The sequence below is a fragment of the Aquimarina sp. Aq78 genome (assembly GCF_900299525.1).
Taxonomy (GTDB): domain Bacteria; phylum Bacteroidota; class Bacteroidia; order Flavobacteriales; family Flavobacteriaceae; genus Aquimarina.
This window is the reverse complement of record NZ_OMKA01000023.1, coordinates 35353-47334: the sequence shown is the minus strand read 5'-3', so window position 1 is coordinate 47334 and position 11982 is coordinate 35353. Positions and strand designations below refer to the sequence as shown.

Genomic DNA, 11982 nt, shown 5'->3' with positions numbered 1-11982 from the left:
TTTCACCCTACCTCAAATCGAAAAAAACTCTTTTTTTATGACCCAATCCTCAAAATCTGTTTGTGAACAACCCGTATTCACTAAGCTATTCGAGACACATGCTGAGGATATAAGAAATTTTATTTACTACAAATGTGGGAATAAGGAACAAGCAGAAGATGTGATGCAGGAAGCATTTATAAAACTTTGGGATAACTGTAAAAAAGTAATCTTTGAGAGAACAAAAGGGTTTTTGTGTACTGTTGCTAACAACTTATTTTTAAATCAAGTTGCTCACAAGAAGGTTAGACTAGAGTATTCAAAAATACCTCGTAGCACCAAAAATATTGAATCTCCGGATTATGTGATGGAAGAAAAGGAGTTTATGGATAAGCTTCAGAATGCAATTGCCGAGCTTTCTGATGGCCAAAGAGAAGTTTTTCTACTGAATAGAATTGATAAAAAAACATATAATGAAATTGCCGAAATGCTTGACATTTCAGTAAAAGCTGTAGAAAAAAGAATGCATAATGCATTAAAGCAATTAAGAAAATTGGTAAAAAATATATGAAAGACGGTAGGGTATTTTACATCTTACCTGTTATTCTCCTGATACAAGGTAGAAATTATGCTTGACGAAAAGGAAAATACATATCTGGCAAAGTGGTTGAATAACGACCTTAGCCCCGAAGAATTAGAAGAGCTAAAAAAGCTTCCAGAATACGATGATTATAAAAAAATCGTAGATGGACTAGCCTATTTTAAGGCTCCTTCTTTTGACCTACAACCCTCATTAGCTAAGACTTTAGGTAAGATTTATCGGCCTAAAAAAGCAAAAGTGATCAATTTAAAACCAATTGTATATACTTTAACTGCAGCAGCTTCGATATTACTAATTATTGGGCTTTTCTTTAACACGGTAAGTTATACCACTAATCCCGGACAACAATTGACTGTTGTTTTACCAGATGGAAGTTCTGTCGATCTTAATGCAGCATCTACCTTAACACATCAACGTTTTTTCTGGTCACAAAATCGAAAAATCACTTTAGACGGAGAAGCATATTTTAAAGTGACTTCTGGTACTAATTTTACGGTAGCAACCAAATTAGGGAAAATCGAGGTCTTAGGAACTCAGTTTAATGTAAAGAGTAGATCTAATGAATTTAGAGTAGGTTGTTATGAAGGAAAAGTACGAGTCTCTATACAAGATAACCAACAAAAGATATTACAAAAAGGCAATGGTGTTTTGTTAAAAGACAAAAAACTTATAGATCAGACCATTACAGACCAGGAACCTTTATGGAAAAAAGGAGAGAGCATTTTTAATAGCATTCCATTAATAAATGTATTAGACGAATTAGAGAGACAATATGATATCACTTTTAAACGTGATAAAATTGATCAAAATCAGTTATTCACTGGTGGATTTAATTATAATAACTTAAATATTGCTCTAGAATCCGTTTTAGTACCTATGGGGATAGAATATGTGGTTAATGGAACTACTGTTTTGCTTTCTACTCCCTAGCTACAAATAAATCAACACATTAATTATCTAAGAATCTTAACGTTTTAGAATCCTCTAAAACCAAAATATACAATGAAAAAAATTCTGCTACTGTTACTTTTTTGCACATGCTCTTTGCAGGCACAAATCACCAAAAGTTATAAAAAAACACCTTTACAACGGGTACTTAACGAACTATCAGAATCATATGATCTCATTTTTTCATTCAGTAATGAAACCGTAAAAAACAAGATCATTACATTGGCTATTAACAATACTCCCTTGGACGAGATTTTGACTACTTTAAAAACATTAACTAATCTTAATTTTAAAAAAATATCAGATAGACAGGTGATTGTTAGTTCTCCCAGTACTAAAGTTGAAGTCTGCGGATATCTTTTTGATGAAACTACCAACGAACCTCTCTCCTACGCATCAATAAGTATTGAAAGTACTAAAACAGGAACTATTGCCAATGATGATGGTTTTTTTCAATTAGGTAGTGTCGATAAGAACACATTAATCACAATACAATATGTTGGTTATAAAGACAAAGTGATGGAGGCATCTTCTTTTAAAACCTCAAATTGTCCCAGAATCCCACTTTTTATCGAAAGCACCTCTTTGGCAGAAGTGCTTATTGTAGAATATATCACCACCGGAATTGACAAAAACATTGACGGCTCATTTGGAATTTCTAATGAAGAACTCGGTATTCTTCCTGGTCAAAGCGAACCTGATATTTTACAAAGCATTCAGCTAATTCCCGGGATAAACAGCCCCGATGAAACTGCAACGGGAATACAGATTCGCGGAGGATCACCAGACCAAAATCTCGTACTTTGGGATGATATAAAAATGTATAATACTGGTCATTTCTTTGGAATGTTTTCTGCTTTTAATCCTAATGTAGTTAAAAGTGCCAAAATTTTTAAAGGAGGTGCGGATCCAAAGTATGGGGACCGGGTATCGGGTGTTATTGATATTTCTAGTGATAAGAAAGTGCCTGAAAAATTTGATGGTGGTGTCGGAGTCAATGGGACTCATGCAGATGTTTTTACGAAAATTCCTGTGGCAAAAACTGTAGGTTTGGTTCTTTCCGGAAGACGATCTTATACCGATATTTTTGAAACTCCTACCTATAAAGCTCTTTCTGAAAAAGTATTTCAAAACACCAAAATAGTTGAGAACCCAAATCAAACACCTGTTACAGGTGAAGAAGAAGATGACGATGACGAAGAAGAGCGCGAAGAAGCAATTGCCGAAAATAATTTTTTCTTCTATGATGCCAGTGCTAAACTAATTATTGATGCATCAGAAAATGACAAAATTCTAGCGAGTACGATTTATACCAACAATGATCTTGCTTTCGAAATCAATGATGATGAAGATCTGATTACCGATGATCTCAAAATTCAAAATAAAGGAGCTAGTCTTTCCTGGGAAGGCACTAAACTAGATCACTTTCATCATAGCTTAAAAGCATATTATTCTAAGTATGATTCTGATTATTTATTCACCGAAAGACAAGAATTACAAATAGAAAAACAATCGATTAGAAAGAATACCGTAGAAGATCTTGGATTAGATCTGAATATCACTTATGATCTTGACGCCAAAAATTCGTTTATGCTGGGATACCAATTTTCTAATAGTGAAGTGTTTTATGCAATCACAAGAGAAGCTGAATTTGAAACACCAATAAATGAGTCAGACAGAGTAAAAAATAATGCAAATAGCCTATATGTAAACTATAAATTTTTACCAAAAAACAAGAGTTTCTTCAATTTTGGAATAAGAACATCTCATTATTCGATAGTCAATCAATTGTATATTGAACCCAGAGTAAATATTGAGTACCCCATTACTAATCTATTAAGAATAAAAGCAACAGGAGAACTTAGATATCAACCGATAAGTCAATTAATAGAGTTTGAAGACACCCAACTTCGTCTAGAAAATAATCTATGGATACATGCCAATGAAGAAGTTCCTGTACTAAAAAGCACTCAATATTCTACAGGATTATTGTTTTCTAAAAAAGGTTGGAATTTTGAGATTGACGGCTATTATAAAAACATCGATGGTTTAACATCGGTCACCAATGGATTTAATACAATCAATAATGATTTATCTACTGGTAAAAGTATAATTTATGGAGTAGATGTATTATTAAAAAAGAAGTTCAAAAACTTTAGAACCTGGATGGGATATACTTTTAACGATATTAAATATACTTTTCCTGAAATACAAGAAGCTTCTTTCCCCGGGAATAACGATATTACTCATAATTTTAGAATTTCTAATACATATGAAATCAATGATTGGGAATTTTCTTTGGGTTGGTTATGGCGATCAGGAGCTCCTTTTACCGATGCCGATCTTGTAAATGATGAGATCGAATACAGTGTTGCCAATGCAAAACGTTTACCAGAATATCATAGATTAGACATCTCTGCTATTTATCGATTTGATTTCAATAAAACTGGTAACTGGAGAGGGCAAATAGGTGCTTCAATACAAAACATATATAATAGACAAGTGCCTATATCTATAAGTTATAGGGTTGATGATAATGCTACTACTGGAGAAATAGAATTAGATAAGTTGCAGCAAGAATCATTAGGAATTACTCCTAATGTGGTTTTAAGATTATATTTTTAAGTGTTTTTAATGGCTTGTAGCACTTCATCCCGATGTAATAATCGCATCAATGTTATTTCCTGCTCTGATGTTATGATTCCTACCAAATAATAAAACCCTATACCCATTTTATAAGCCTTATTATTGCCACTTATTTTTCTGAAATGAGGCACATCATTTACATTTTTGGCTGTTTTTAATGAATTAAGGACATGTTTCACCTTATCCTGTAACGAAAGATCCTTAACTTTTTTAAAGTCTATAGAAAATTGAGAAGAGGTTTTTAATACCATGTTACTAGGGTTTAAACAATTCTTCTTCACTTACTGTAGATTGGGCACTAGCTTGTTGCATTAAAAGTAATAATCCCAAATCCTCTTTTTGCTCTAAAGACATTACAGCCATCTGTTCTTTTTGCTTTTGTTTGATATACCATACAATAGCTTTTTCCATAGTTTTTTTTACGCTAGAACCTTCTATTGCTGCTATTAACTTAAGTTTAGGGATTATTTTCTCATCAATATCTATTATTTTTCTCATTGTATATATTATATATATAATATGCTAAATATATATAATAAAAATTAAAATGACAAAGTGCACTTATACACAGAAAGAATTATATTTGAGATTCAATAACTATTCATTAATGAATTACATCGATATTATTTTAGGAATTCTTTTGTTATGGGGGCTAATAAAAGGATTTAGTAAGGGATTATTTTCCTCACTAGCCTCTCTTGTTGCTCTTATCGTTGGTATATACATTGCAGTTCATTTTTCTCATATTGCAGGAGGATATCTAGAACAATATGTAAATTGGGAAGAAGGAGCTATGAAATTGGTAGCTTTTGCAGTAACTTTTATTGTCGTGGTTATCCTTGTTTCTTTGGCAGGTAAAATTCTTACCAAAATAGCAGACTACGCTGCACTTGGTATTCTAAATAAAATCTTAGGTGGTGCTTTTGGAGTATTGAAAATGGCGTTTATTGCCAGTGTCATTATTATTTTTGTCGATGCCTTAAATAGAAATATTACTATTCTTAAGGAAGAAACACTTAACTCTTCTGTATTATACTCCCCTGTTAGGAAATTAGCGCCAATGATATTACCTAGCATTCTAAAAGAAGGAGAAACTAACGACTCTGAAGATTCTAAAAAGGGTACTCAAATTTAATATCCATAAATAAAAAACCTCTGAAAATCATTGAGAAATCCAGAGGTTTATTTGAATATGATATAAACTACTTAACTCGTAGTAGTATCTTCTACAATATCTCCTAAATAGGCGATACAGGAATCAAAGTCTTCAAACACACAGCTTTCTGGTATTAAATCCGGAATAATATCAATATTCTTTGCCAGATACAAAGGTTGTTTTTGGATACCTACTATATGTGTATGAATGCCTTTTTGTTCAAGACCCAAAATAATCTCTTCTAATGTATATAGTCCCGACTGGTCCATATAAGGTACCCTATCCATTCTCAAAATAACATGAGTGGCAGATTCGGGTATTTGGTTGGCTAGCTGCTGTAATTCGCTTGTAAACCCGAAAAATACTGGGCCATTAAGATGTTTGATAAATATCTCTTCTTTAAGCTCTTTTGGAAAATTAATTTCATCTTTCCAGAGTTTTTCTCCATTATTATTACGTTCTAATCCATTTAATGATTCTACTTTAGATTCACTTGCGGTAACGTCACCCATCTTCTTCATAAAAATCAGAGATGCAATTACTAAACCTATACCAACAGCAAATACTAGGTTCCAGAATACAGATAAGACCAAAACAATAATCATGATTGCAACTTCTATCTTAGGTATATGAGGTATCGCTTTTAATCCTTTATAATCCATTACTCCTATACCTACGGTAATTAAAATTCCTGCTAAAACAGCCGCAGGGATCTGAGAAGCCACAGGTCCTAGAGCTAACAAGATAATTAATAACATAATTCCGGCAATCATTCCTGATAATCTGGTTTTACCACCAGCATTAATATTAACTACAGTTCTGATCGTAGCTCCTGCTCCAGGAATACCTCCAAATATTGCTGCAATACTATTACCTATCCCTTGCCCAACTAATTCTTTATTAGGTTTATGTTTGGTCTTGGTCATATTATCTGCCACAACCGATGTTAACAACGAATCAATAGCTCCCAAAAATGCTAAAGATAGTGCTGTAAAAATATAAGGGGTTATTGTGCCTAAACTAAAACTTGAAAACATGGATAAATTCGGAACCGGAAAACCGCTTGGTATTTCTTCAATTGGTCTATAGTTTAAACCAAAACCATAGGCTACTCCAGAAACCAGAGCCAAGGCAACTAATGTACTAGGGATGGCAGTTGTAATTCTTTTAAAACCATAAATAATGATTATGGTTATTAAACACAGTATAAGTTCTAAATAGTTGATATTAGATAATGCATTTGGTAAACTTTTAATCGCTCCTATTACACCCGAAGCATCATTTCCTGCCAGAGTAACAGCTTCAAGATTTATTTCTTCATTAGAAATAGTTTCTGCTCTTTTTATAGTTTCCCTAAAATCCTCTAGTACCAAAATCCCTTCTCCTGCTTCTTCTTTCAGGATCTTATCCAAAATAACTTCTTCTGCTTCAGGTTTAAATGTATTTACAAATTCGGTATCTTCTTTTGGATAATACCCCAACGCTGGTAAAAATTGGGTGATCAGAATCATCACACCAATTGCTGTCATAAATCCGGATACAACGGGATAAGGAATATATCTGATATATTTTCCTATTCCTATGACTCCCAAACCAATCTGCATTAAACCAGAAAGCAAGAATACTGTTAAAATAGCCGGTAAAGCCTTTTCTACATCTCCATCATTAGCACCTATTATTCCTGCAATTACCAGCATACTTACAGCTGTCATTGGTGCCGTAGGGCCAGAAATCTGAGTATTTGTCCCTCCAAATAGTGCTGCAAAAAAACTAATAAAAATTGCTCCATATAATCCCGCACTTGGGCCTAATCCTGAAGATACTCCAAATGCTAATGCCAGAGGAAGTGCCACAATACCTGCAGTTAATCCACCAAAAGCATCTCCTTTTACATTACTAAATAAATCTTTAAACTTCATATTTTTTTTATTAATCGATAAAAACTAATTCTATCTTATCCGTAAAATTCAACCTGTCCAGAATCAACATGGTACATAGCTCCTATGATCTGAATATCTCCACTGGTTTCTAATTCTTTCAAAACCTCACTCTCGTTTCTCATATTCTCTATGGTTAGCATCACATTTTGCTTAGAAACATTATTTACAAATTCGATATTACCAGAGTTTCTAAGCGATGCATCTTTTGGTTCTTTTACAGCTTCTACAGCAGGTTTGATTTTGCTTAATAAACTTGTAATATTGCCCAATTTAACATCATCACAAGCTCCTTTTACTGCTCCGCAACTTGTATGACCCAAAACTACCACTAGTTTAGATCCTGCTACTTTACAAGCATACTCTATACTTCCTAAAATATCTTCATTTACAAAGTTACCTGCTACTCGTGCACTAAAAAGATCACCTATCCCTTGATCAAAAACAATCTCTACAGGAACTCTTGAATCTATACAACTAAGAACTGCTGCAAAAGGATATTGACCTCCTTTAGTATCTTTAACCTGATCTAATAAATTTCTATCTGCTCTTACTCTTTTTAAAAAGCGCTGGTTACCCTCTTCTAGATATGTTAATGACGTTTGAGGTGTCATTTTTGATTGTGTTTCTTTAGTTTGTGTTTTCATATATGTTTTTTTTAATATGTATTATCACAGTTCCTATTAGAGATAGAGTTTAAAGCTATCCATTAAAAAGCAAATCAATAACCTACGTATTTTTAGGTTTTGAAAAACTATGTTTCCAATTTGTTTATTATTTATTTCACCTACTATATATAATACCTATTCAGAATGGTTTAAAGATATCTTAATCGTTTACTGTTTATACGATTTCAGGTGGTGGAGTAGTATATTCTAAAAATACAGAAGAATTTTGAATATAAAATTCTGGATAGTAGTTAATATCTAAATGTAATATAGAAGTTATCTCATCCATATAGTATTGAGAAATCTTATCATTCTCTTTAAAGTCTTCGATTTCAGAACTTTCTTTTTCTAACGGATCAGAGTTTTCTTCAGTATCTTCAATATTAAATACAATTTTGCTTTTATTTCCTTCATACAAATGCATTAACTCAACACCATAATCAATTAGATTCAGAAAAAATCCGAATACTATCAATAATCTGGCTATTTGAATTTTAATCATTACTATAAAGCAAATTTAGAAAACAAAAATAACAGTATTGCTTTCAAATGTTGTTAAATGTATGGCAAATTTTGGTAACCATTATAGCTCTTTTAGATCAGTTTTAGGAATCCAACCAATTTTACCATCTGCAAGTTTAATTTTTTTCCAATCATTTACTGTTTCTGTCACCAGTACTTTAGTTCCTTCATGAAGTTCAAAAACTTCTTCACTTCTAAGGTTTGGTTCACTTTTTATAGTTGTTTCCTGAGCAAAAATGATTGCAAACTGGTTATTTTTAATATAATTATATTGTGAAAAAGCAAAGAATACCCCAAATAATCCAAAAATTAATATCGCCCACGATCCCACAAAGAATATTCTCTTTTTTAAAGAACTATGTGTTGTATAATACAGAATAAACAGAAGGACAAATACAATGATACAGATCACCGAAAACCATGCCCAGTTATCAAAATCCAACATATTAGTAAACTTCTTAAACGTTCTCGAAATAAAACCATCTGGGATCACATCTATTGCATCTATTGTAGCCTTCTGTGCAAAAGCCAGATTGTTCTTAATATCTTCATCATTAGGCGATAATGCCAATGCTTTTTCATAATAAAAAATACTAGGACCAATGTTGCTTAATTTATAATTTGCATTACCAAGATTATAGTATAGCGAAGCTGATTCCTGACCAGCATCCAAAATCGATTTATATGCATCTATAGCTTCCTGGTATTTTTCTTGATTATATAGCGAATTTCCTCTCTGAAATGCTTCTTTATCCTGAGAAAAACCTAATGTTATACTTAAAAAAATAAGTGCTTCAACTATTCTTTTCATACATTTATAGTTGTTTATCTATTGACGCAATTACTCTAGAGGCTTTATCATAATCCTGTTGCATTGCCGAAGTAGACGATGGAGTATATCTTGCAAACTCACAACTCTCTAATAATGCAATAAATTCTATAGATATCGCATCTTCAACATCACGTTCTTTTAGTAATCGCTTGATACGTTCTTTACTCATATCACTTGTCTGGATATGTAGTTTTGCTTTTAAATAATTATGTAATGCTCGTTCCATAGCTATATAGAACTCTTTTTGGTTCCCTAGATTCTTTTTAGCCTCAGAAAGATATTTACGGGCCAATTTATCTGCTTTCCGAACTCGGTTACCACTTACATCGCTTAGTCGTTCTTGTCTTTTTTTACCAAAGAAAAGGAATAGAGGAATCGCTAATAAAGGTGCCGTTAATGACAACCAGTACACAGTAGATTTAAAAAAGTACTCTTTTTTAATAGGTTGAAGACCTGCATTTAGTTTTAAAAATCTAAACTGGTTTCCCACTTGAGTTACTAATTTTTTATTTGTCCCTCCAGATTCTGATGTAACGACTGTATCTCCCCCATCAGGGCCATTTTTTACATTAACTACAATCTCATCTGATGTAATTCTTTTATATGTTTCTGTTTTTAAATCAAAATAAGAAAACGAAATTGATGGTATTGGATATTTACCTTTATACTGTGGTACTAAGGTGTAGGTATCAGATATGTTACCTCCCATACCTGTAAGATTTGTTCGTACTCTCTCATTATGCTGCGGTTCATATTGTTCTAAACCATTAGGTACATTAAGCTTTGGTAAATCAAATAGTTTTAAATTACCATTACCACTAACCAAAACCTTAGCATCTAAAGATTCTGTAGCATCTAGCTCTACTTTATTAGTGGTTACTTTAAAATCAAAATCTCCCACTGCGCCCGAAAAATCATCTGGTTTTCCTTGGATTGGTAAAGGTTTTGCCTCTATTATTCTATTACCTGCGGCTACAGTCTTATTAACCGTTGTGTATAATCTACCACCAAAAATGTCTCTTCTTTTTGTGGGAACATCTACAGAAACGGTTAAAGTGAGAGGCTCTATATTTAATTTACCTGTCTTTTGCGGATACAGTACTGTTTTACGAAGCACTACATAACGGTATGGTTCTCCTTTATATTGTCCGTTTTCAATTTTGAGTTGTTTCATATCGATTGCCTGACTCCAAAAATCGCTGTATTTTGGACTGTCTAGCTCTCTCCAGTTGCTTACACTAATTCGCGGACTAACATATAGTTTATAAACAACTGTAATTGCCTCATTTAAATAGGGATCTGATTTAGAAACTTCTGCTATAAGATGAAGGTTTTCACTGGCAACAAAATCTGTATCATTGCCATCCTTTGGTTTATCTACTGCACCTGTAACCTCAACTCTAATCGGTAATGTTTTATACGTCTGCCCATCAATCTCTATAGTTGCTTGTTTTATAGTGAATTGTCCTCTACGTGTAGGTTCAAGAAAATAACTAAATGTTTTGGCGTATGATCGTTTTCCATTAACCCATGAATTACTAATAGATTGATTAGGTCCACCTACAACAGTAAATCCCGAAAAGGAAGGAGGTGTAAAATTGTCTCCATCCTTATTCATTTCAAAATCTACTCGTAATCTTTCATTTACACCTAACTTTTTCTTGCTTACTTTAGCCTCAAACCTCACTTGCCCTAATGCAAGCTGCATTGTGGTCAGAAATAAGGTTAGAAAAATTAGTTTTAGTTTCATTTTTTATGCTATTTAGATCGTTAGATTTTTAAAACCTAACAAGTCTTTTATCAAATTACCAGTCTTTATCTGTTTTAACTTTTGACCCTTGAGCTTTTTTGGCGTTAATCTTATCCTGAACTTTCTTTTCCTGATTGTTCATAGCTTCGAGTAAACTTTTAACTTGTTCTGGTGATAATTTACCTTGAACCTGCTGTTGCTTCTGGTCTTTAGGTTCGCCTTCCTGATCTTTTTGATCTTTTCCTTTATCCTTTTTCTCATCTTTAGGCTCGCCCTTCTCATCTTTTTCTTTATCTCCTTCATCCTTTTTATCCTCTCCTTTATCTCCTTCTTTATCCTTTTGATCTTCTCCCTTTTCTTTTTCCTTATCTCCGTCATCTCCCTTTTTATCTTCTTTATCGTCTCCTTCTTTCTTATCCTTATTATCCTCCTTCTGATCTTTGTCTTTGTCTTTATCCTTATTCTGATCGTTCTGCTGCTGCTGTTGCTCTAGCATTTTTTTGGCTAATGCCAGATTATAACGGGTTTCATCATCTTTAGGATTATTTCTAAGTGCATTTTTATAAGCTTCAACAGCTTCTTTATATTTTTTTTGCTCCATATAGGTATTCCCTTGATTATGAAATGCCTTATGTTTTTCTGATTTAGCCGAAGCTATCTTAGCTGCTTCTGTATAACGATGTGTAGCTTCATCATATTTTTCAGAATTATAATACGCATTAGCTAAATTATATTTTGCTGTAGGGTTTACAGGATTTTTTGCAATCGCTTTTCTGTATTCTCCTTCTGCTTTAGGGAAATTACCATCTTTAACCAGAACCTTATTACCTGTAGCTATAAACTGATTTGCTTCATTAATAACTTCATCACGATTCTCTTCCTGAGCATATATAATCCCCATCTGAAAACATAATATAATACATAAAATCTTTTTCATACCTCA

At 32.9% G+C, this 11982-nt stretch carries 12 protein-coding genes; 4 read left to right on the top strand and 8 right to left on the bottom strand.

Annotated features, from left to right (window positions below; all coding sequences use genetic code 11):
- The first annotated feature begins 37 nt into the window (after positions 1-37).
- The 3 genes from DG435_RS13405 to DG435_RS13395 all read left to right on the top strand — a co-directional run bounded on the left by DG435_RS13405 (position 38) and on the right by DG435_RS13395 (position 4153).
- Positions 38-550 carry an RNA polymerase sigma factor gene (locus DG435_RS13405; protein ID WP_106791626.1) on the top strand — a complete coding sequence of 171 codons (513 nt, stop codon included), beginning with the start codon at positions 38-40 and terminating at the stop codon, positions 548-550.
- Positions 551-607: 57 nt separating this feature from the next.
- On the top strand, positions 608-1510 hold the full coding sequence (locus DG435_RS13400) for a FecR family protein (protein WP_106791627.1): 903 nt from the start codon (positions 608-610) through the stop codon (positions 1508-1510).
- A gap of 72 nt (positions 1511-1582) precedes the next feature.
- Positions 1583-4153 (top strand): TonB-dependent receptor domain-containing protein, encoded by a 2571-nt coding sequence (locus DG435_RS13395; RefSeq protein WP_106791628.1) that lies wholly within the window; start codon positions 1583-1585, stop codon positions 4151-4153.
- On the opposite strand, the gene DG435_RS13390 is transcribed toward DG435_RS13395, so the two are convergent.
- Together DG435_RS13390 and DG435_RS13385 are read right to left on the bottom strand one after the other, a co-directional pair.
- On the bottom strand, positions 4150-4425 hold the full coding sequence (locus DG435_RS13390) for a hypothetical protein (RefSeq protein WP_106791629.1): 276 nt from the start codon (positions 4423-4425) through the stop codon (positions 4150-4152). The genes DG435_RS13395 and DG435_RS13390 overlap by 4 nt on opposite strands.
- A gap of 4 nt (positions 4426-4429) precedes the next feature.
- The gene (locus tag DG435_RS13385) at positions 4430-4672 is read right to left on the bottom strand and encodes a hypothetical protein (RefSeq protein ID WP_106791630.1); all 243 of its coding nucleotides are present in this window, start codon (positions 4670-4672) and stop codon (positions 4430-4432) included.
- Between the two features lie 109 nt (positions 4673-4781).
- Here DG435_RS13385 and DG435_RS13380 point away from each other — a divergent pair, with 109 nt between their 5' ends.
- Positions 4782-5309 (top strand): CvpA family protein, encoded by a 528-nt coding sequence (locus tag DG435_RS13380; protein ID WP_106791631.1) that lies wholly within the window; start codon positions 4782-4784, stop codon positions 5307-5309.
- Positions 5310-5380: 71 nt separating this feature from the next.
- Here the strand turns inward: DG435_RS13380 and DG435_RS13375 are convergent, their stop codons facing one another.
- From DG435_RS13375 to DG435_RS13350, 6 genes are all read right to left on the bottom strand, one after another.
- A complete protein-coding gene (locus DG435_RS13375; protein WP_106791632.1) occupies positions 5381-7249 on the bottom strand; it encodes a SulP family inorganic anion transporter in 1869 nt (622 codons plus the stop codon).
- A gap of 35 nt (positions 7250-7284) precedes the next feature.
- Positions 7285-7914, bottom strand: a complete 630-nt coding sequence (locus DG435_RS13370; RefSeq protein ID WP_106791633.1) for a carbonic anhydrase family protein — start codon at positions 7912-7914, stop codon at positions 7285-7287.
- A 196-nt stretch (positions 7915-8110) separates the two neighbouring features.
- Complete coding sequence (locus DG435_RS13365) at positions 8111-8437, bottom strand: hypothetical protein (RefSeq protein ID WP_106791634.1); 327 nt, start codon at positions 8435-8437, stop codon at positions 8111-8113.
- An 81-nt stretch (positions 8438-8518) separates the two neighbouring features.
- On the bottom strand, positions 8519-9268 hold the full coding sequence (locus DG435_RS13360; RefSeq protein ID WP_106791635.1) for a tetratricopeptide repeat protein: 750 nt from the start codon (positions 9266-9268) through the stop codon (positions 8519-8521).
- Between the two features lie 4 nt (positions 9269-9272).
- Positions 9273-11039, bottom strand: a complete 1767-nt coding sequence (locus DG435_RS13355) for a BatD family protein (protein ID WP_106791636.1) — start codon at positions 11037-11039, stop codon at positions 9273-9275.
- Positions 11040-11094: 55 nt separating this feature from the next.
- Positions 11095-11976 carry a tetratricopeptide repeat protein gene (locus tag DG435_RS13350; protein WP_106791637.1) on the bottom strand — a complete coding sequence of 294 codons (882 nt, stop codon included), beginning with the start codon at positions 11974-11976 and terminating at the stop codon, positions 11095-11097.
- Between the last annotated feature and the right edge of the window lie 6 nt (positions 11977-11982).